The sequence below is a fragment of the Streptomyces sp. JHA26 genome (genome assembly GCF_002005565.1).
GTDB lineage: Bacteria > Actinomycetota > Actinomycetes > Streptomycetales > Streptomycetaceae > Streptomyces.
Map to the genome: position 1 here is coordinate 130,284 of NZ_BDJC01000006.1, position 19,073 is coordinate 149,356.

Consider the following 19,073-nt stretch of genomic DNA (forward strand, 5'->3'; position numbering starts at 1 on the left):
GCGCAGGCCTCACCCTTGCGGAGGAGGCACCGGAACCGACCGAGCCGGAGGCCGCGTCTAGGGGGGCGTGCAGCGTCAAGGGTTCATCGGCGGCAGCGCCGCGCACCGCATCCGTGTGACAGGAGGTGTCCTCCTCGTCGCGCACCTCGCGTTCGTCGCCTGGTACACCCTGCGGCCCCTGGACGTCCCCTGGGTCCTGCCGCCCAATGTGCACCCGCTCGCCGGTATCCGCGCCGACCTGGCGCTGGGCTGGCCGGCGGCGGCCCGGTCCCTCGGCGGGGCGCTGGCCCTGCTGGCGCCGCTGGGGGTGCTGCTGCCGATGGCGAACGGACGGCTGGTCGTGTCGCCGACGGCGTCCCTGCTGCGCACCGTGGCCGCGGGCGCCCTGCTGTCGCTGGGCATCGAGCTGCTGCAGACCGGCGTGCCCGGTCAGGCCGTGGACGTCGACTCGCTGCTGCTGAACACCCTGGGCGTGGCCCTCGCCCACCTCGCCGTCGTCCCCGCGGGCCGGGCGCGGCTCCGCCGCAGGTCCGAGCGGGAGCACCGGGAGGACGTTCCCCAGGAGGAGTCGACTCAGGGGCGGACCCCGACGATTCCCAGGGTCGGTATCGCCCCGTAGAGCGACGCTTTGTTCCGTTCGTCTCCGTAGCGTGGAGGGCAGATGAGGGGGCGGCCGACCGGCGGCCTCCGCCACACGCTCACGAAGGAGCCGCGATGTCCCGCCTCGCCCGCCCCACCCACGGCCGCATGATCGGCGGAGTGTGCGCCGCGCTGGCACGGCGCTTCGGCACCTCCACCACCACGATGCGGGTGATCTTCGTACTCTCCTGCCTGCTGCCCGGCCCGCAGTTCCTGCTCTACCTCGCCCTGTGGATCCTCCTGCCGTCGGAGGAGAAGGCGGCGCGGACGGCCTGGTGACGGGCCCGCGCGGACGGTGACGGCGGTCCGCGCGGACCCCGCCCCTCCTCCACGCGCCGACGGGGCGCACCCGGTGTCCGGGTGCGCCCCGTCGGCGCGTGGAGCGGGTGGGGTCAGTCGCCCAACGACATGCCGTTCACCGACAGGTCGTGCGCGGGCAGCGTCCGCGGCGGCAGCGCCTGGGCCGGCAGGGTGTGCGCCGGCAGTCCGCCGAGGAGGCCCGTGGCCTGATCGGCCGGGTTGTCGGCGAGCTTCCCGCCGAGCGCCTGCCCGGCGACCGGCTGCGCGGCGGTCAGGCCCGCGCCCGCCACCTGGCGCCCCTGCTCCAGCACGGTGCCGGCGCCCGGTGCCACCTGGGAGACGGCCTCGGCGGGGAGGGCCCGGGCGACGGAGTCCACGGTTCCGGTGGCGTCCGGGAGCTGCGGTGCCGCGTGGGCGGCACCCGCACCGACGGCGGCGAATGCGGCACCGAGGGCGGCGACGCCGAGGGTCTTGGCAGCAGACTGCTTCATGAAATGCGTCCTCGAAATGGATGACGGGGATGTGAGCGGTTCTCGACCGTAAACACGCGGCACCGTCCGCCGCAAACATCGAAATGCGGACGGATGGTGAACGCTCCCTTCACAGTCCCCTTTTCCCGCGGCGCCGTCCAGCCCTCATTCTTGCGAAGAGCCGCTGGTGGAGGACGTCTGCTGGAACAGCCATTCGGATTTCAGTTCCGCATACCCCGGCTTGATCACGTCATTGATCATGGCCAGTCGTTCATCGAAAGGAATGAACGCTGATTTCATCGCATTGACGGAGAACCACTGCATGTCGTCGAGCGTGTAACCGAACGCGTCGACAAGGTGCTCGAATTCCCGGCTCATGCTCGTGTGGGACATCAGCCTGTTGTCCGTGTTGACGGTGACGCGGAAGAGCAGTCGGCGCAGCAGGCCGACGGGGTGCTCGGCGTAGGAGTCCGCCGCCCCGGTCTGGAGGTTGGAGCTGGGGCACAGCTCCAGCGGGATCCGCTTGTCCCGCACGTAGGAGGCGAGCCGGCCGAGCTTGACCGTGCCGTCCTCGTGGACCTGGATGTCGTCGATGATCCGCACCCCGTGTCCGAGCCGGTCGGCGCCGCACCACTGCAGGGCCTGCCAGATGGACGGCAGTCCGAAGGCCTCGCCGGCGTGGATGGTGAAGTGGTTGTTCTCCCGCTTGAGGTATTCGAAGGCGTCGAGGTGCCGGGTGGGCGGGTGGCCGGCCTCGGCGCCCGCGATGTCGAAGCCGACGACGCCGAGGTCGCGGTAGCGGTTGGCGAGTTCGGCGATCTCCAGGGAGCGGGCGGCGTGCCGCATGGCGGTGAGCAGGGCGCCGACGCGGATGCGCCGGCCGTTCTCCCGCGCCCGGCGTTCGCCCTCGCGGAAGCCCTCGTTGACGGCCTCGACGACCTCCTCGAGGCCCAGCCCGTCCTCCAGGTGCTGCTCGGGGGCGTACCGGACCTCGGCGTAGACGACCCCGTCCTCGGCGAGGTCCTCGACGCACTCGGCGGCGACCCGGACGAGGGCGTCGCGGGTCTGCATGACGCCGACGGTGTGGGAGAAGGTCTCCAGGTACCGCTCCAGCGATCCGGAGTCGGCCGCCTCCCGGAACCAGGCGCCGAGCCGGTCGGGCTCGGTCTCGGGGAGGTTCCCGTACCCGGCGGCGCGAGCGAGGTCGACGACCGTGCCGGGACGCAGCCCGCCGTCGAGGTGATCGTGCAGCAGAACCTTCGGCGCCCGGCGGATCTGGTCCGGCGTCGGAGTGCCCCCGGCGGTCTTCGCGCCGGCCTTCGCGGTGTCCTGGCTCGTCATTCACGCACTCTAGTTCCCTGCGCGCGGGGAACGACAGGACCACGGGCGAGTGAGGACAGATGTGTCCGCCCGCGGAGGAATCCCCCGGCGCACCGGTGTACGCCACCGCCGAAATGTAACGGTGCCCGCGAGACCGGGTCGCGTCCGCCTCGACTTCTGCGAATGTTCTGTCATGGCACAGCAAGCGACGCCGGTCCGTCGGGCCCGGCTGGGGCGAACGCTCGGTCCGGAGGGGACGGCGGTCAGCGGTGTGGTGCTGCTGCTCCCCGGTGGTGACGAGGTCTCCGGCCGCAGGCCGCCACCGCTGCTGGCGACCGCGCCGGTCCGCGCGCTGGGACGCCGGCTGGCGCGCGCGGGCCGGGACGAGGGCCTGGCCACGCACGTCGTGCACTACCGCTACCGGGGCTGGAACGGCACCGAGGCGCATCTCGCGCGGGACGCCGACTGGGCCGCCGCCGAGGCCGTGCGACGCTACGGCGACGTCCCGGTCTGCCTCGCCGGCGTCGGCATGGGCGGCCGGGCGGCGCTGCGCGCGGGCGGGCACGAGGCCGTCACCTCCGTGCTGGCGATCGCCCCCTGGCTGCCCGAGGAGGACCTGGCGGCGGAACCCGAACCGGTGAAGCAGCTCGTCGGGCGTCAGGTGCTGATCGTGCACGGCACGAACGACGCGCGCAGCGATCCCGAGCTGTCGTTCCGGCTGGCGTCCCGGGCGAAGAAGGCCAACCGGGACGTGTGCCGGTTCGAAGTGCACTCCGACGGACACGGGTTGCGGCACTACCGGGACGAAGTGGCCGCGCTGGCGGAGGACTTCGTGATGGGTGCGCTGTTCGGGCGGTCCTTCTCGCGGCCGGTGGAGGACGCGCTGGCCGCGCCGCCGCCGCTGGGGCTGCGGATGCCGCTGGCGGTGGGGTTCGGGAAGTCGCTGCGGCGCTAGGGCCCGTCGCCGGACTCCCGTCCTCCGGGCGGAGGGCGGGACCGGCGGTGTCAGGCGGGCGGGGGTCCGGCGACAGGGCCCGGAGCAGGGCTCAGCCGGGGAGCAGGCGGCCCCTTCTCGACAGGAGGAACTTCTTGAAGGCCGCCACCGGGGGCGTGTCCGTGCGGCCCGCCAGCCAGGCGACGCCGATCTCGCGGGCCGCGCGCGGTGCCGTGACCGTCAGTTCGACCACGCCGGGGCGGGGCACGGTCGGCGGCGGCAGGAGCGCGACGCCGAGGCCCGCGGCGACCAGGCCGCGCAGCGTCTCCGCCTCCTCGCCCTCGAAGGCCACCCGGGGCCGGAAGCCGGCCTCGCCGCAGAGGTCGTCGGTGATGCGGCGCAGCCCGTAACCGGGCTCCAGGGTCACGAAGTTCTCGTCTGCCGCCTCGGCGAGGCGGATGCGCCGGCGGGCGGCCAGCGGATGGTCGGCCGGGACGACGAGGCGCAGTTTCTGCTCGTCCAGACGGCGGGCGACCAGGTCGGGGGCGTCGGGGACCGGAGAGGTCAGGCAGAGGTCGAGTTCGCCGGCGCGCAGCCGCTCCAGCATGGCTTCGCCGTAGTTCTGGACGAGGCTGAAGCGGACGCGGGGGTGGTCGGCGCGGAAGGCGTGCAGCAGGCCGGGGACGGTCTCGGCGCCCATGGTGTGCAGGAAGCCGAAGGCGACCTTGCCGGTGGCCGGGTCGGCGTCCGCGCGCACCTCCTCGGCGGCGCGCCCGATCTCGGCGAGGGCGCGTTCGACGGAGCCGAGGAAGCCGTGCCCGGCGGGGGTGAGGGCGAGGGTGCGGCCCCGGCGGACGAACAGGTCCACCCCGAGGTCGGCCTCGAGGCGGACGAGGGCGCGGGAGAGGGTCGACTGCGGGACGTTCATCTCCTGCGCGGCCCGGGTGACGTGCTCGGTGCGGGCGACGCCGGCGAAGTGCGCGAGGCGTGGCACGAGCAGCGTGACGATGTCTTCTGTGTCACCGGAAGGTGACAGGCGTGCCTGTGAGCTCTGCTGATGCACCATGGGAACGATTATCGCGATTCCATGCATTGGACGGATGAGTCGTGTGCTCCGTACCTTCGCAGCATGACTCCCGCCGATACCGGGGCGTCCACCACCGTGGGCGCCGCTGCATCCGTCTCCCCCTCTCCCTCCTCCGCCGCCGACTCCCGGATGGCACCGGGCGGTCCCGGCTACCGCCGGATGAGTTTCGCCCTCTTCCTCGCGGGCGTCGCGACCTTCGCGCTCCTGTACTCCACCCAGGCCCTGCTGCCGCTGATCTCCGGCGACCTCGGGGTGACGGCGAGCGACGCGAGCTGGACGGTGGCCGCCGCTACGGGCGGCCTGGCGGTGTTCGTGCTGCCGATGAGCGCCCTGTCGGAACGCTTCGGACGGCGCACGGTCATGACGGCGTCGTTGACGGTCGCGGTGACCGTCGGACTGCTGGTGCCCTTCGCCCCGTCGCTGCCGGCGCTGGTCGCGCTGCGCGCGGTGCAGGGCGCGGCGCTGGCCGGACTGCCGGCCTCGGCGACGGCGTACCTCGCGGAGGAGGTGCGGCCGCGGGCGCTGGTCACCGCGATCGGCCTGTTCGTGGCGGGCAACAGCGTCGGCGGCATGAGCGGCCGGATCATCACCGGCTGGGTCGCGCAGGAGTGGGGCTGGCGGGTCGCCGTCGGGGTGATCGGCCTGGTCGCGGTGGTGTGCGCGGTGGCCTTCCGGCTCCTGCTGCCGGCGCCGCGGCACTTCACGGCGGGGTCGCTGCGCCCCCGGGTCCTGGTCCGCACGGTCCGCGACCACCTGGCCGATCCGCTGCTGCGCCGCCTGTACGCCATCGGCGCGCTGTTCATGACGGTGTTCGGCGGCGTCTACACGGTGATCGGCTACCGCCTGACCGAGGCGCCGTTCTCCCTGCCGCAGGGTGTCATCGGCTCGATCTTCCTGGTGTACTTGGTCGGCACGGTCTCGGCGTCCACGGCGGGCCGGCTGGTGGGCCGGCTCGGGCGCCGCGGAGCCCTGTACCTGGGCGGCGGCACGACGGCGGCGGGTCTGCTGCTGTCCCTCGCGCCCTCGCTGCCGCTGGTCCTGCTGGGACTGGTGCTGATCACGGCGGGCTTCTTCGCCGGGCACGCGGTGGCCTCGTCGGCGGTCGGCAAGACGGCCACGCACGGCCGCGCCCAGGCGTCGGCGCTGTACCAGTCCGCCTACTACATCGGCTCCAGCGCGGGCAGCACGGTGGGCGCGGTGGCCTTCCACTCCGGTGGCTGGGCCGGGACGGTCGGGGTCGGGCTGCTGGCGGTGCTGGGCGTCGTGGCGATCACGGCCCTCGGGACGCTGGCGGCGCGCCGCCGGGGCGCCGCCCCGGTGCGGGGCCTGGCCGCCACCCGCTGACGTGCGCCTTTCCTGACTCCGGGGGCCGTTGTCAGTCCCCTGCGGTAGCTTCCGAAGTGCGAGGCGCGACAACGCGCACGACGGGACGGCCCAGGGGTGGGTGGGTGGACGATGACCGACGGCACCGTGACGCCGGAGCTGGACTCCGCGCTGGAGAAGCACCGGGTCGAGCTGACGGGGTACTGCTACCGGATGCTCGGTTCCTCCTTCGAGGCCGAGGACGCGGTGCAGGACACCCTGGTCCGCGCCTGGCGGAGCTATGACAGGTTCGAGGGCCGCTCCAGTCTCCGTTCCTGGCTGTACCGCATCGCGACCAACGTCTGCCTGGACATGCTGACCGCGGGCAACAAGCGGGCCCGCCCGATGGACCTGACGGACTCGACGCCGCTCGCCCGGGCCGCCCTGTCGCCCCGCCCGGACAGCACCTGGCTGGAGCCGGTGCCGGACGCCCGCGTGCTGCCGACGACGGCCGACCCGGCGGAGGCCGCGGTCGCCAAGGAGTCGGTGCGGCTCGCCTTCATGGCGGCCCTCCAGCAACTGCCGCCCAAGCAGCGGGCGGTGCTGATCCTGCGCGAGGTGCTGGCGTGGAGGGCGAGCGAGGTCGCCGAGCTGCTCGGTACGACGGTCGCGTCCGTCAACAGTGCCCTCCAGCGGGCCCGGGCGACGCTCGCCGCGCGGGAGGAGAGGGGCGCGGACGCGGCGGTGTCCGACCCGCTGGACGAGGAGCAGCAGAAGCTCCTGGAGCGCTATGTCGCGGCCTTCGAGGGCTACGACATGACGGCGCTGACGGCGCTGCTGCACGAGGACGCGGTCATGACCATGCCGCCGTTCGACCTGTGGCTGGCCGGACCGGCGGACATCACCGGTTTCATGGCGACGCTCGGTGCCGCGTGCGCGGGCTCGCGGCTGGTGCCGGTCCAGGCCAACGGCCTGCCGGCCTTCGCGCACTACAAGCCGGACCCGGAGGCGGGCGGTTTCACGCCGTGGGCGGTCCAGGTGCTGGAGATCTCAGACGGCCACATCACCGGGTTCCACTGCTTCCTGGACACCAAGCGGTGGTTCCCGCTGTTCGACCTGCCCCTCCACCTCGAAGCGGAGACCGACGAGGTCGAGTAAGGCGTGCAGGGCGGGGTCGGGGGCGCGCAGCCGTATCCGGCCCCCGGCCCGCCGGGCGGTGAGCTCCAGCCGGGCCAGCAGGTCGACGACGGCGAGCCCGGGCGGTCCGAGGCCGCCGACGTCGCAGACGACCACCCCGGTCCGGGTGGTTTCCAGCAGCGCGCGCACCTCGTCGCAGAACCGGGGCGTCTCCCCGCGGGAGACGGGCCCCGGCAGCACGAGTACGGCGGGTGTCACGGCGTCCACGTGCGGTAGACCGGGCGGACCGGTGGAACTCATCGGTGCGGGCACGGCGAAGATCACGTTGACCTGGGTGCGGCCCGCCCCGGAGGGTTGGCCCCGTGCCTCACATACCTCCGCCCGCCGCACCGCCCGACGCCCTCCGCCTCCTCGTGACCGGGGAGGCGTCGCCGTGCAGGGGGTGCTGACCGGGTTCGCGGTGATCGTGGTGGTGATCGGCGTCGGCTATGTGCTGGGGCTGCGCGGGCACCTCGGGCCGCAGGGGCGCGAGGTGCTGACGAAGCTCGCCTTCCACGTGGCCTCCCCCGCCCTGCTGTTCACCACGCTGGCGGGGGCCGACCTGTCGGTGGTCTTCTCCAGCCGCCTGCTGGTGACCGCGCTGTCCACGGTCGCGGTGGCCGGGGTGTTCGTCGCGGTGGGTGCCGCCCGCGGCTGGGGCGTGGGCCGGACGACGATCGGCGCGCTGTGCTCCGGCTACGTCAACTCCGGCAACCTCGGCATCCCGATCGCCGTGTACGTGCTGGGCGACGCCTCGCTGGTGGCGCCGGTGCTGCTGTTCCAGCTGGTGCTGGTGACGCCGGTGGCGGTGACGATCCTGGACCTGTCGGGCGGGGACGCGAAGGGCTCCCTGTGGCGGCGGCTGCTGACGCCGCTGCGCAATCCGATCGCGCTCGGCTCGCTCGCCGGGGTCGCGGTCGCCGCGAGCGGGCTGCGGGTGCCGGACGCGGTCATGGACCCGGTGACCCTGATCGGCAACATGTCGGTGCCGGCGGTGCTGCTGGCCTTCGGCATCGGCCTGTGCGGCTCCACGATGCCGCTGCGGGGCGCGGAACGGCGGCCGGTGCTGCTCGCCGTCGCGCTGAAGGCGGTGGGGCAGCCCGCGGTGGCCTGGGCGCTGGCGTCGGGGGTGTTCGGGCTGCGGGGCCCCCAACTGCTGGACGTGGTGGTGACGTCGGCGCTGCCGGCCGCGCAGAACCTGTACACGTACGCGTCCACCTACGGGGTGGGCGAGCGGCTGGCGCGGGACGCGATCCTGGTGTCGACGGTGGTGTCCGTGCCGGTGCTGGTGGGGGTGGCGGCGGTGCTGGGGTGAGTCAGGCCTCGGGGAACTCGCCGGTGTCGATGACCAGGTCGAAGGGGGCGGGCAGGGTGAGGGAGTCGCCGAACTTGGCAGCGCTCAGTACCCGGTAGACGTCACCCTTCGGTTCACCGTAGAGCGTCGCGGTGGGTCCGCCGGGGGCCCAACGGTCGATGAGGAGGTAGAGCGGGATGCCGGCGGTGGCGTAGGCAGCCGGCTTGCTGATGCGGTCGTGGCGGGCGTTGGACTTCGAGGTGACCTCGACGACGAGTTCCGCGAGGGCGGCGGGGATGTGGGTGTCGGACTCCGAATGGTCCGGCAACTGTGTCACCACGAGATCCGGGATCAGCATCCCGAGGCGGGACGGCACCGAGAGCGCGAGGGTCTGGTAGACCCCCCAACGGTCAGGAATCACCGAGTACAAACGGCGCTGAATTCGTTCGGTGATGTCGTTGTGAGGCAGTCCCGGAGCAGGTGACACGGTGATGATCCCCTCGATGATCTCCACCTTGCTGCCCTCGGGCCATTCCATCTCCTCCCAGAACCGGACGAGGTCGTCCCAGTTCTGGTCGGGCTCCTGGCTCACGGTGAGTGCGCTCATGGGGATTCTCCAATCGGTGCGTCACCGATCCCAGCATGCCGAACGGGACCGGCGGGGGTCCACCGGTCCCGTTCACTCGATCGGGCAATCCCTTGATCAGGCGATACGTTCCCGCACCACCGGCGAGGCGGTGAAGGCCGTGCCGGCCGGGGCCACGTCGTACGAGCCCTCCACCGCCGCGAGGGCGTACGCGAAGCGGTCCGGGGTGTCCGTGTGGAGGGTCATGAGGGGCTGGCCCTCCGTGACCGTGTCGCCGGGCTTGGCGTGGAGTTCGACGCCCGCGGCGGCCTGCACCGGGTCCTCCTTGCGGGCGCGGCCCGCGCCCAGGCGCCAGGCGGCGACGCCGATGTCGTAGGCGTCGAGGCGGGTCAGGACGCCCGAGGCGGACGCCTTGACCACGTGCTGCTCCTTCGACGTGGGCAGGGCCGCGTCCGGGTCGCCGCCCTGGGCCGCGATCATGCGGCGCCAGACGTCCATCGCGGAGCCGTCGGCCAGCGCCTTCGCCGGGTCGGCGTCCTTCAGGCCCGCCGCGTCCAGCATCTCGCGGGCCAGGGCGAGGGTCAGTTCCACGACGTCCGAGGGACCGCCGCCGGCCAGGACCTCGACCGACTCGCGGACCTCCAGGGCGTTGCCCGCGGTGAGGCCGAGGGGCGTGGCCATGTCCGTGAGCAGCGCGACCGTCTTCACGCCGTGGTCGGTGCCGAGGCCGACCATCGTGGAGGCCAGTTCGCGGGCGTCCTCGATGGTCTTCATGAAGGCGCCGGAGCCCACCTTGACGTCGAGGACCAGCGAGCCGGTGCCCTCGGCGATCTTCTTCGACATGATCGAGGACGCAATCAGCGGGATCGCCTCGACCGTGCCGGTGACGTCGCGCAGCGCGTACAGCTTCTTGTCGGCCGGCGCGAGGCCGTCACCGGCCGCGCAGATCACCGCGCCGGTGGTGTCCAGGACGTCCAGCATCTCCTCGTTGGACAGCAGGGCGCGCCAGCCGGGGATGGACTCCAGCTTGTCGAGCGTGCCGCCGGTGTGGCCGAGGCCGCGGCCGGAGAGCTGCGGGACGGCCGCGCCGCAGGCCGCGACCAGGGGCGCGAGCGGCAGGGTGATCTTGTCGCCGACGCCGCCGGTGGAGTGCTTGTCGGCGGTCGGGCGGGACAGGGACGAGAAGTCCATGCGCTCGCCCGAGGCGATCATCGCGGCCGTCCAACGGGCGATCTCGCCGCGGTTCATGCCGTTGAGCAGGATCGCCATCGCGAGGGCCGACATCTGCTCGTCGGCCACCTCGCCGCGGGTGTACGCGTCGATGACCCAGTCGATCTGCTCACCGCTGAGTTCGCCGCGGTCCCGCTTGGTGCGGATGACGGAGATGACGTCCATGGCCATGCTTGGCTTTCCTTACTTGGTGAGGTGGTCGGGGCCGAAGGCCTGCGGGAGCATCCGGGACAGGGGGAGGATCCCCTCCGGCGTCTCCAGCAGCAGCTCCGGGCCGCCGAACTCGTACAGCAGCTGGCGGCAGCGCCCGCACGGCACCAGGATCTCGCCGTGGCCGTCGACGCAGACGAAGTGCGTCAGCCGGCCGCCGCCGGTCAGCTGGAGCTGGGAGACCAGGCCGCACTCGGCGCACAGGCCGATGCCGTAGCTGGCGTTCTCCACGTTGCAGCCGGTGACGGTGCGGCCGTCGTCGACCAGGGCGGCGGCGCCCACGGCGTACCCGGAGTAGGGGGCGTACGCCCGGGACATCGCCTCCCGGGCCGCCGTGCGCAGGGTCTGCCAGTCGGCGCCGGTCACTTGCCCTGTCCCTTCCGGTACTGCATGCCGTCCGCCTTGGGCATCCGCAGGCGCTGCGCGGACAGGGCGAGGACGACGAGGGTGACGACGTACGGCGTGGCGGAGACGACCTGGTTCGGGACCTCGTCGGTGCCCGCGTACCAGGCGAAGACCAGCGCGCCGACGACGAACGTGATCACGGCGTTGACGTACTTCTTGCGGACCGCCAGCCAGACGGCGCCGACGACCAGCAGGAGCGCGCCGAGCAGCAGCAGGGCGTGCACGTTGGCGGAGCCGCCGCGCAGGTTGAGGCTGTCGGTGTAGCCGAAGAGGCCGGCGCCGATGGCGAGGCCGCCCGGCATCCAGTTGCCGAAGATCATCGCCGCGAGGCCGATGTAGCCGCGGCCGCTGGTCTGGCCCTCCAGGTAGAAGGGGTTGGCCACGATGGAGAGGAAGACACCGCCGAGGCCGGCCAGACCGCCGGAGATGATCACGGCGAGGTACTTGTACTTGTAGACGTTGACGCCGAGGGACTCGGCGGCGATCGGGTTCTCGCCGCAGGAGCGCAGGCGCAGGCCGAACGGCGTGCGCCACAGGATCCACCAGGTGGCGGGGATCAGGGCGACGGCGATCAGGGTCAGCCAGGACACGTCGGTGACCAGGCCGCCGAGCAGGCCGGCGACGTCCGAGACCAGGAACCAGCCCTTGTCGTTGAGGGTCTGCAGCCCGTCGGACAGGCCCGGCACCGTGAAGTGGCCGAGGGAGTCGACCGGCGGGGACTGCTTGGCCGAGCCGCCCTGGTGGCCCTCGAAGGCGAGCGGGGCCAGGTAGCGGGTGGCGCCGAGGGCGAGGATGTTGATGGCCACACCGGAGACGATGTGGTTGACGTTGAAGGTGACGGTGACGATCGCGTGCAGCAGGCCGCCGATCGCGCCGCCGACGATGCCGACGAGGACGCCGGTCCACGGGCCCCACTGGAAGCCGGCCCAGGCACCGAACCAGGTGCCGAGGATCATCATGCCCTCGAGGCCGATGTTGACGACGCCCGCGCGCTCGGCCCACAGGCCGCCGAGGCCGGCGAGGCCGATGGGCACGGCGAGCTGGAGCGCGGTGGACATCTGGCTGACGTTGGTGATGCCGTCGGCGCCGGTGATCAGGCGGACGATCGAGGTCAGCGCCAGGGCGCCGACGATGACCAGGAGCAGTACCGGCCACGACATGCGGCGGCCGGTCGGCGCCGCGGGCTGCAGCGTGGGCTGGTTGAGGTCGGTCGCGGTGGTCATCGGCCAGCCACCTCCTTCTTGGTGTTGTCGGTGGCGCCGAGGACGTGACCGGCGGCCAGCTCCGCGCCGACCCGGCGCTGCTGGCGGCGCAGGCCCCACTCACGGACGGCCTCGTAGGAGACGACGACGGACAGGACGATCAGGCCCTGCATGATGACCGCGATCTCCTTGTCGTAGCCGTGGAAGTCCAGCTCGGGGCTGGCCTTGTCGAGCCAGGCCCACAGCAGGGCGGCGAAGGCGATGCCGACCGGGCTGTTGCGGCCCAGCAGGGCGATGCCGATGCCGAGGAAGCCGATTCCGGTGGGGAAGTTCAGGCTGTAGGTGTGGGTGTCGCCGAGCAGGATCGGCAGGCCCGCGAGACCGGCGAGGCCGCCGGAGATGAGCATCGCGGTGAGCACCATGCGCTTGGGGTCGACGCCGCTGGCCGCGGCGGCGGACTCGGAGGCGCCGGAGGCGCGCAGGTCGAAGCCGAAGCGGGTGCGGTTGAGGACGACCCAGTAGCCGATGCCGAGCAGGGCGGCGAGGATCACCAGGCCGTAGATCTCGCCGGCCGCGCCCATGTCGATGCCGGGGATCCAGCCGGACTCGTGCATCTCGCCGGTGGTGTTGTTGTTGCCGATCTTGACGCCGAAGACGTCCGGCAGCCACAGGTAGCCGATGACGGCGGTGGCGATGGCGTTGAGCATGATCGTCGCGACGACCTCGCTGACGCCGCGGGTGATCTTGAGGACGCCGGCGATGCCGGACCAGAAGGCTCCGGTGCACACGGCGGTCAGGAGCAGCAGCGGGATCTGGAGGGCGGCCGGCAGGTTCGCGTGGGCGCCGACGATGGCGGCCATCATGGCGGCGAGCTGGTACTGGCCGTCGACGCCGATGTTGAACAGGTTCATCCGGAAGCCGATGGCGACCGCGAGGGCCGCGATGTAGTACATCGACGCCTGGTTGATGATCAGGACCTGGATGTCGGAGAACCCGGCCTGCTCGAACATCAGGGCGAACGGTTCGACCGGGTTCTTGCCCGAGGCGATCAGGACGATCGCGCTGAGCACGAAGGCCACGGCGAGCGCGATGACCGGTCCGGCCACCGCGAGGAGCACGCGCTCCTTGTCGAACTTCTTCATCAGCGGGCCTCGTCTTCCGGAGACTCGGGAGACTTGCGGATCTCGGGGGTCTCGTCGTGTTCCAGGTGACCCGAGGCGGCGCCGGTCATCGCCGAGCCGAGCTCCTCGGGGGTGATGGTGGCCGGGTCGGCGTCCGCGACCAGCTTGCCGTCGTAGATCACCCGGAGGGTGTCGGACAGGCCGATCAGCTCGTCCAGGTCGGCGGAGATCAGCAGCACGGCCAGGCCCTCGCGGCGGGCCTCGCGGATGTGGTCCCAGATCGCGGCCTGCGCGCCGACGTCCACGCCGCGGGTGGGGTGGGCGGCGATCAGGAAGCGCGGGTTGTGGCTCATCTCGCGGCCGACGATCAGCTTCTGCTGGTTGCCGCCGGACAGGGAGGCCGCGGTGACGTCGATGCCGGGGGTGCGGACGTCGTACGTCTCGACGATGCGGCGGGTGTCCTCCTGCGCGGCCTTCGGGTCCAGCCAGACGCCCTTGGCGTTGGGCTTCTCGGTGACGTGGCCGAGGATGCGGTTCTCCCAGAGGGGGGACTCCAGGAGCAGTCCGTGGCGGTGGCGGTCCTCGGGGATGTAGCCGACGCCCTGCTCGCGGCGCTTGCGGGTGGGGAGGGAGGTGATGTCCTCGCCCAGGAAGCGGATGCTGCCGGAGTCGGCGTGGCGCAGGCCGATGAGCGCGTCGACCAGCTCGGTCTGGCCGTTGCCCTCGACGCCGGCGATGCCGAGGACCTCGCCGGCGTGGATGGTGAAGGAGATGTCGTCGAGCAGGGCCTTGCCGCCCGGTGCCACCAGGCGCAGCGTGTCCACGGTGAGGACCGGGCGGTCGGTGACCGTCGACTCCGCCGTCTCCGGCGTCGGCAGCTCGCTGCCCACCATCAGCTCGGCGAGCTGGCGCGGGGTGGTCTCGGACGGAACGGCGGTGCCGACCGTGGTGCCGCGGCGGATGACGGTGATGTCGTCCGCGACGGAGAGGACCTCGCCCAGCTTGTGGGAGATGAAGATGACGGACAGCCCCTCGGCCTTCAGCTCGCGCAGGTTGTCGAAGAGGGCGTCCACCTCCTGCGGCACCAGGACGGCCGTCGGCTCGTCGAGGATCAGCGTGCGGGCGCCGCGGTAGAGGACCTTGAGGATCTCCACGCGCTGGCGGGCGGCGACGCCGAGCTCCTCGACCAGGACGTCGGGGCGCACGCCGAGGCCGTAGCGGTCGGAGATCTCCTTGATCTTGCGGCGGGCCCTGCCGCCGATGCCGTGGAGCTTCTCGCTGCCGAGGACCACGTTCTCGAGGACCGTGAGGTTGTCGGCGAGCATGAAGTGCTGGTGGACCATGCCGATGCCGCGGACGATGGCGTCGGCGGGCGACGAGAAGGAGACCTGCTCGCCGTCGATCGCGATGGTGCCCTCGTCCGGCTTCTGCATGCCGTAGAGGATCTTCATCAGCGTCGACTTGCCGGCGCCGTTCTCGCCGACGAGGGCGTGGACGGTGCCCTTGCGGACGGTGAGGTGGATGTCGCGGTTGGCCACGACGCCGGGGAAACGCTTGGTGATCCCGGCGAGTTCGACGGCGGTCACCGATTCGTTGACCGCCGCTCCGGCCGGAGGGCTGCTGGACGCGTTGATGGCGCACTCTCCTGGGGACGGGGGTCGTCTACGCGCGTAGCGCCCCTACGGCATCTGAAAGCGGCGGCGGCACGTCGACACGACGGGGTACGGGAAGGTGTCCTGAAGGAGGCCCTCCCCGTACCCCGCCGAGCGGCGCAACCGGCACGCGGTTACACGCTGTTCGAGGTGGTGCTGGGGCTCAGCTGCTCTTGACCTTGATCTCGCCGCTGACGATCTTCTCCTTGGCCGTCCTGATGGCTGCCTGGAGCTCGGCGTCACCCGCGAACTTCGGGTTGGAGACCGACAGGCCGACCTCGCCGGACTTCAGGTCGCCCTTGACGATACCGGTCGCCGGCTTGCCGTCCTTGACCGACTTCGCAAGGTTGTACACGGCCTTGGCGACGTCCTTGGTGGCCGAGGTCAGGATGTAGTCCTTGTACTTGGCGAGGGCTTCCTGCTTGTACTGGTCGGAGTCGACGCCGATCGCCCAGATCTTGTGGGCCGCGGCGGCCTCGATCACGCCCTGGCCGGACAGACCGGCGGCGGCGTAGACGACGTCGGCCTTCTTCTCGATCTGGCCCTCGGCGGCGGTCTTGCCCTTGTCGGGGCTGGAGAAGCCGCCCTCCTCCGCCGTCTGCGTCAGGTACTGCGACAGGACCTTGACCTTCGGGTCGGTGTCCTTGACGCCCTGCTCGAAGCCGGCCTGGAACTTGTGGATCAGCGGGACGTCCACGCCACCCACGAAACCGACCGTCTTGGTCTTGGTGCTCTTGGCGGCGGCGACACCGGCGAGGTAGGAGGCCTCCTCCTCGTTGAAGACCAGGTCCGCCACGTTCTTCGCGTTGATCGTGGCGTCGTCCACGATGCCGAAGGTGGTGTCCGGGTACTTCTCGGCGGCGCTCTTCATGGCGGAGGCGTACGCGTAGCCGACGCCGATGACCGGGTTGTAGCCCTGCTTCGCCAGCGACGCGAGGCGCTGCTCCTTGTCGGCGTCCGTCTCGCCCTCGGTGGGCTCGATGTCGGCCGTCTCGTAGCCGAACTCCTTCTTCGCCTGCTCCAGGCCCGAGAAGGCGGCGTCGTTGAAGGACTGGTCGCCCTTGCCACCGACGTCGTACGCGATGGCGAGGCCCTTGTCGCCCTTCGACTCGGACGACCCGGAGGAGGTCGAGGTACCACCGCAGGCGGCGAGGGCGAGGGCCAGGGAGGCGGTCGCTGCGCCTGCGACCGTGATCCGGGAAATCCGGCGCATTGTGGAGCTCCTGTCGTACAAGCGCCGTACGGTTCGGCTTCGGCGCTGGCTTCGCCGCAGATTAACGCGCGTAGACCTGCCTGAAAACCCCTTCTGTCCACCTTGTTATCCGCCCGTGAGCAAGGGGGCCGGGTCAAAGGGGCGGGGCTTGCCGGCCGCAAACGGGGGGTGGCGGAGGGTGACGTGCGGGCGCCCAGCGAGGACGCGGCGGCACCCGGCGAGGACGCGGAAGCGGGCGGTGGGGACGCGGAAGCACCCGGCGGGAACGCGGAAGCGGGCGGGCGCCGGGGGCGCCCGCCCGCTTCCGGGGTTCCGTGCCGGCCGTCTACTCGGTCTTGACCTTGATCGAACCGTCGACGATGCCTTCCTTGGCCTTGGCCACGGCGTCCTTGGCGCCCGGCACCTGGGCGAACTTCGGGTTGCTGTCGGACAGGCCCACGCCGTCGGACTTCAGGTCGAAGGTCTGGGTGCCGGTCAGCGGCTTGCCGTCCTTGACCGACTTGGCCAGGGCGTACACCGCGCCGTCGATGTCCTTGAGGGCGGAGGTCAGGATGTAGTCCTTGTACTTGGCGAGGGCTTCCTGCTTGTACTGGTCGGAGTCGACGCCGATCGCCCAGACCTTCGCCTTCGCGGCGGCCTCGATCACGCCCTGCCCGGAGAGGCCGGCCGCCTGGTAGACGACGTCGGCCTTCTTCTCGATCTGGCCCTCGGCGGCGGCGCGGCCCTTGTCGGGGCTGGAGAAGCCGCCCTCCTCCGCCGTCTGCGTCAGGTACTGCGGCAGGACCTTGACCTTCGGGTCGGTGTCCTTGACGCCCTGCTCGAAGCCGGCCTGGAACTTGTGGATCAGGGGAACGTCCACGCCGCCCACGAAGCCGACCGTCTTGGTCTTGGTGGCCTTGGCCGCGGCGACGCCGGCGAGGTAGGAGGCCTCGTTCTCGGCGAAGACGAGGGACGCCACGTTCTTGCCCTCGACCACGGAGTCCACGATGCCGAAGGTGGTGTCCGGGTACTTCTCGGCGACGGCCTTCATCGCCGGGCCGTAGGCGAACCCGACGCCGATGACCGGGTTGTAGCCCTGCTTCGCCAGCGACGCGAGACGCTGCTCCTTGTCGGCGTCCGTCTCGCCCTCGGTGGGCTCGATGTCGGCCGTCTCGTAGCCGAACTCCTTCTTCGCCTGCTCCAGGCCCGCGTACGCGGCGTCGTTGAAGGACTGGTCGCCCTTGCCGCCGATGTCGTACGCGAGGGCGAGGCCCTTGTCGCCCTTGCCGCCCTTGTCGCCGCTGTCGCTCTCGCTGCTGGTGCCTCCGCAGGCCGTGGCGGCGAGTGCGAGCGACGCGACCCCGACCGCGACGCGGGTCAGTCTCGATATCCGACGCATCTGAAGTTCCCCATTCTCCAAAGCCCCGCAGCGGGCGCTCGGTTCGGCGCACATTAACGCGCGTAGAAACTCCTGGGAACGGGATTCCGCAGGGCCGTTATCCATTCGTGCCGCTGGCCCGTCGCGGTCCGGTGGACCACCGGACCGGACGCGGCCGGACGGTACCGGAGCGGGTTACTGCACGGCGTCGATGAGGGCGGCCGCGGTGAACATCTCCACGCCGACGGTGATGGCGTGCTCGTCCACGTCGAAGTCGCCCTGGTGCAGGTCCCGCACCGTGCGCTCGCCGGGCGGCCGGACGCCGAGCCGGGCCATCGCGCCGGGCACGTGCTCCAGGTACCAGGAGAAGTCCTCGCCGCCGAGGCTCTGCTCGGTGCTCTCGACGGCGTCCGTGCCGCGCCGGGCGGCCATGGCGGCCTGGAGCAGTTCGGTGCTGGTCACCTCGTTGACGACGGGCGGGACCCCGCGCACGTAGGTGATCTCGGACTTGGCCCGGTGCAGGTTGGCGACCTCGTCGATGGCGCCGACCAGGAGGTCGGGCGCCTGGCGCCAGGCGTCGAGGTCGAGGCAGCGCACGGTGCCCGCGAGCTCGGCGTGCTGCGGGATGACGTTCGGGGCGTGGCCGCAGTCGATCCGGCCCCAGGTCATGGCGAGGCCGCTGCGGCTGTCCACCCGCCGGGCGACGATCGCGGGCACGTCGACGACGACGCGGGCGGCGGCGGTGACCAGGTCGGTCGTCAGGTGCGGCCGGGCGGTGTGCCCGCCAGGCCCGTTCAGGGAGATCTCCAGCCGGTCGCAGGCGGAGGTGATGGGGCCCACTCGCAGCCCGATCTTCCCGGCGTCCACCCGGGGGTCGCAGTGCACGGCCAGGATCCGGCGCACCCCGTCGAGCGCGCCGCCCTCGATGGCGTCGGCGGCGCCGCCGGGCAGCACCTCCTCGGCGGGCTGGAAGATCAGCCGCACGGGGCGGGGCAGCAGGCCCTGCTCGTGCAGGGCGGCGAGGACCAGGCCGGTCCCGAGGACGACGGTGGTGTGCACGTCGTGCCCGCAGGCGTGGGCGCGGTCCGGGACGATCGAGCGGTACGGGCACTCGCTCTTGGTGTCCGGAATGGGCAGCGCGTCGATGTCGGCGCGCAGGGCGAGCATGCGCGGCCCGCCGGCCCACTGTCCCGAGTCCGTGCCGACGTCGCAGACGAGCCCGGTGCCGACGGGGAGGACCCGCGGTTTGAGGCCGGCCCGCTCGAGCCGCTCCTTGATCGCGGCGGTCGTGCGGAACTCCTGATTGCCCAGCTCGGGGTGCATGTGCAGGTCGCGGCGGAAGGCCACGAGCTCGGCGCGCAGCGCCTCGGGAAGGGTGCCGGGAAGCAGCGCTTCCCCGGACGGGTCGACCTCGGACTCTCGGGACATCAATTGCTTCACCCTTTGAAGGGTAGGACGCCGGGACGGTCAACTGTCCTGCGATCAACAAAAGTTCAACCCGTTAGGGGAAGAAAAGTTGGCCGTACGGCGCATGGGTGCCGACGGAGGTGGGTAAGCTTTCACCCTTTTGACCGC

19 protein-coding genes are annotated in these 19,073 nt (G+C 71.7%); 6 read left to right on the top strand and 13 right to left on the bottom strand.

What is annotated here, in order from left to right; all coding sequences use genetic code 11:
• Nucleotides 1-67: 67 nt before the first annotated feature.
• On the top strand, nucleotides 68-619 hold the full coding sequence (locus JHAT_RS05940) for a VanZ family protein (protein ID WP_077796963.1): 552 nt from the start codon (nucleotides 68-70) through the stop codon (nucleotides 617-619).
• A gap of 95 nt (nucleotides 620-714) precedes the next feature.
• The gene (locus tag JHAT_RS05945; protein ID WP_077796964.1) at nucleotides 715-918 is read left to right on the top strand and encodes a PspC domain-containing protein; all 204 of its coding nucleotides are present in this window, start codon (nucleotides 715-717) and stop codon (nucleotides 916-918) included.
• A 113-nt stretch (nucleotides 919-1,031) separates the two neighbouring features.
• Here JHAT_RS05945 and JHAT_RS05950 read toward each other — a convergent pair whose 3' ends face one another.
• Together JHAT_RS05950 and JHAT_RS05955 are read right to left on the bottom strand one after the other, a co-directional pair.
• Complete coding sequence (locus JHAT_RS05950; protein ID WP_077796965.1) at nucleotides 1,032-1,430, bottom strand: ATP-binding protein; 399 nt, start codon at nucleotides 1,428-1,430, stop codon at nucleotides 1,032-1,034.
• Between the two features lie 144 nt (nucleotides 1,431-1,574).
• A complete protein-coding gene (locus JHAT_RS05955; protein WP_077796966.1) occupies nucleotides 1,575-2,750 on the bottom strand; it encodes an adenosine deaminase in 1,176 nt (391 codons plus the stop codon).
• A 172-nt stretch (nucleotides 2,751-2,922) separates the two neighbouring features.
• Between JHAT_RS05955 and JHAT_RS05960 the strand changes: the two genes are divergently transcribed.
• Complete coding sequence (locus JHAT_RS05960; protein ID WP_077796967.1) at nucleotides 2,923-3,684, top strand: alpha/beta hydrolase; 762 nt, start codon at nucleotides 2,923-2,925, stop codon at nucleotides 3,682-3,684.
• A 91-nt stretch (nucleotides 3,685-3,775) separates the two neighbouring features.
• Here the strand turns inward: JHAT_RS05960 and JHAT_RS05965 are convergent, their stop codons facing one another.
• On the bottom strand, nucleotides 3,776-4,729 hold the full coding sequence (locus JHAT_RS05965) for a LysR family transcriptional regulator (RefSeq protein WP_077796968.1): 954 nt from the start codon (nucleotides 4,727-4,729) through the stop codon (nucleotides 3,776-3,778).
• A 63-nt stretch (nucleotides 4,730-4,792) separates the two neighbouring features.
• Between JHAT_RS05965 and JHAT_RS05970 the strand changes: the two genes are divergently transcribed.
• The gene (locus tag JHAT_RS05970) at nucleotides 4,793-6,094 is read left to right on the top strand and encodes an MFS transporter (protein WP_077796969.1); all 1,302 of its coding nucleotides are present in this window, start codon (nucleotides 4,793-4,795) and stop codon (nucleotides 6,092-6,094) included.
• Nucleotides 6,095-6,205: 111 nt separating this feature from the next.
• Nucleotides 6,206-7,210 (top strand): sigma-70 family RNA polymerase sigma factor, encoded by a 1,005-nt coding sequence (locus tag JHAT_RS05975; protein ID WP_077796970.1) that lies wholly within the window; start codon nucleotides 6,206-6,208, stop codon nucleotides 7,208-7,210.
• Here JHAT_RS05975 and JHAT_RS05980 read toward each other — a convergent pair.
• Entirely contained in the window at nucleotides 7,103-7,489 is a 387-nt protein-coding gene (locus JHAT_RS05980) for an STAS domain-containing protein (RefSeq protein WP_077797010.1), read from the bottom strand. The genes JHAT_RS05975 and JHAT_RS05980 overlap by 108 nt on opposite strands.
• 133 nt (nucleotides 7,490-7,622) lie before the next feature.
• Here JHAT_RS05980 and JHAT_RS05985 point away from each other — a divergent pair, with 133 nt between their 5' ends.
• Nucleotides 7,623-8,543 (top strand): AEC family transporter, encoded by a 921-nt coding sequence (locus JHAT_RS05985; protein ID WP_077796971.1) that lies wholly within the window; start codon nucleotides 7,623-7,625, stop codon nucleotides 8,541-8,543.
• A 1-nt stretch (nucleotide 8,544) separates the two neighbouring features.
• Here the strand turns inward: JHAT_RS05985 and JHAT_RS05990 are convergent, their stop codons facing one another.
• From JHAT_RS05990 to JHAT_RS06030, 9 genes are all read right to left on the bottom strand, one after another.
• Entirely contained in the window at nucleotides 8,545-9,129 is a 585-nt protein-coding gene (locus JHAT_RS05990; RefSeq protein ID WP_077796972.1) for a Uma2 family endonuclease, read from the bottom strand.
• A 96-nt stretch (nucleotides 9,130-9,225) separates the two neighbouring features.
• Nucleotides 9,226-10,503, bottom strand: coding sequence for a thymidine phosphorylase (locus tag JHAT_RS05995; protein WP_171990765.1), 1,278 nt, complete (start codon nucleotides 10,501-10,503; stop codon nucleotides 9,226-9,228).
• Nucleotides 10,504-10,521: 18 nt separating this feature from the next.
• Nucleotides 10,522-10,914, bottom strand: a complete 393-nt coding sequence (locus tag JHAT_RS06000; protein ID WP_077796974.1) for a cytidine deaminase — start codon at nucleotides 10,912-10,914, stop codon at nucleotides 10,522-10,524.
• Complete coding sequence (locus tag JHAT_RS06005) at nucleotides 10,911-12,176, bottom strand: ABC transporter permease (RefSeq protein ID WP_077796975.1); 1,266 nt, start codon at nucleotides 12,174-12,176, stop codon at nucleotides 10,911-10,913. The genes JHAT_RS06000 and JHAT_RS06005 overlap by 4 nt, the downstream gene beginning before the upstream one ends.
• Complete coding sequence (locus JHAT_RS06010; RefSeq protein WP_077796976.1) at nucleotides 12,173-13,297, bottom strand: ABC transporter permease; 1,125 nt, start codon at nucleotides 13,295-13,297, stop codon at nucleotides 12,173-12,175. Before JHAT_RS06010 ends, JHAT_RS06005 begins: the two co-directional genes overlap by 4 nt.
• Nucleotides 13,297-14,862 (bottom strand): ABC transporter ATP-binding protein, encoded by a 1,566-nt coding sequence (locus JHAT_RS06015; protein ID WP_077796977.1) that lies wholly within the window; start codon nucleotides 14,860-14,862, stop codon nucleotides 13,297-13,299. Before JHAT_RS06015 ends, JHAT_RS06010 begins: the two co-directional genes overlap by 1 nt.
• Before the next feature lie 229 nt (nucleotides 14,863-15,091).
• Nucleotides 15,092-16,141, bottom strand: coding sequence for a BMP family protein (locus JHAT_RS06020; RefSeq protein WP_077796978.1), 1,050 nt, complete (start codon nucleotides 16,139-16,141; stop codon nucleotides 15,092-15,094).
• 325 nt (nucleotides 16,142-16,466) lie between these two features.
• Nucleotides 16,467-17,519, bottom strand: a complete 1,053-nt coding sequence (locus JHAT_RS06025) for a BMP family protein (protein ID WP_077796979.1) — start codon at nucleotides 17,517-17,519, stop codon at nucleotides 16,467-16,469.
• 174 nt (nucleotides 17,520-17,693) lie between these two features.
• Nucleotides 17,694-18,926, bottom strand: a complete 1,233-nt coding sequence (locus JHAT_RS06030; protein WP_077796980.1) for a M20 family metallopeptidase — start codon at nucleotides 18,924-18,926, stop codon at nucleotides 17,694-17,696.
• Nucleotides 18,927-19,073 lie beyond the last annotated feature (147 nt).

Coding starts and splice junctions, on each gene's coding strand:
- JHAT_RS05990 (WP_077796972.1), bottom strand. CDS start 9,129: ATGAGCGCACTCACCGTGAGCCAGGAGCCCGACCAGAACTGGGACGAC.
- JHAT_RS06020 (WP_077796978.1), bottom strand. CDS start 16,141: ATGCGCCGGATTTCCCGGATCACGGTCGCAGGCGCAGCGACCGCCTCC.
- JHAT_RS05975 (WP_077796970.1), top strand. CDS start 6,206: ATGACCGACGGCACCGTGACGCCGGAGCTGGACTCCGCGCTGGAGAAG.
- JHAT_RS06025 (WP_077796979.1), bottom strand. CDS start 17,519: ATGCGTCGGATATCGAGACTGACCCGCGTCGCGGTCGGGGTCGCGTCG.
- JHAT_RS05980 (WP_077797010.1), bottom strand. CDS start 7,489: ATGAGTTCCACCGGTCCGCCCGGTCTACCGCACGTGGACGCCGTGACA.
- JHAT_RS05960 (WP_077796967.1), top strand. CDS start 2,923: ATGGCACAGCAAGCGACGCCGGTCCGTCGGGCCCGGCTGGGGCGAACG.
- JHAT_RS06010 (WP_077796976.1), bottom strand. CDS start 13,297: ATGAAGAAGTTCGACAAGGAGCGCGTGCTCCTCGCGGTGGCCGGACCG.
- JHAT_RS06005 (WP_077796975.1), bottom strand. CDS start 12,176: ATGACCACCGCGACCGACCTCAACCAGCCCACGCTGCAGCCCGCGGCG.
- JHAT_RS05950 (WP_077796965.1), bottom strand. CDS start 1,430: ATGAAGCAGTCTGCTGCCAAGACCCTCGGCGTCGCCGCCCTCGGTGCC.
- JHAT_RS05995 (WP_171990765.1), bottom strand. CDS start 10,503: ATGGACGTCATCTCCGTCATCCGCACCAAGCGGGACCGCGGCGAACTC.
- JHAT_RS05965 (WP_077796968.1), bottom strand. CDS start 4,729: ATGGTGCATCAGCAGAGCTCACAGGCACGCCTGTCACCTTCCGGTGAC.
- JHAT_RS06030 (WP_077796980.1), bottom strand. CDS start 18,926: ATGTCCCGAGAGTCCGAGGTCGACCCGTCCGGGGAAGCGCTGCTTCCC.
- JHAT_RS05970 (WP_077796969.1), top strand. CDS start 4,793: ATGACTCCCGCCGATACCGGGGCGTCCACCACCGTGGGCGCCGCTGCA.
- JHAT_RS05945 (WP_077796964.1), top strand. CDS start 715: ATGTCCCGCCTCGCCCGCCCCACCCACGGCCGCATGATCGGCGGAGTG.
- JHAT_RS05955 (WP_077796966.1), bottom strand. CDS start 2,750: ATGACGAGCCAGGACACCGCGAAGGCCGGCGCGAAGACCGCCGGGGGC.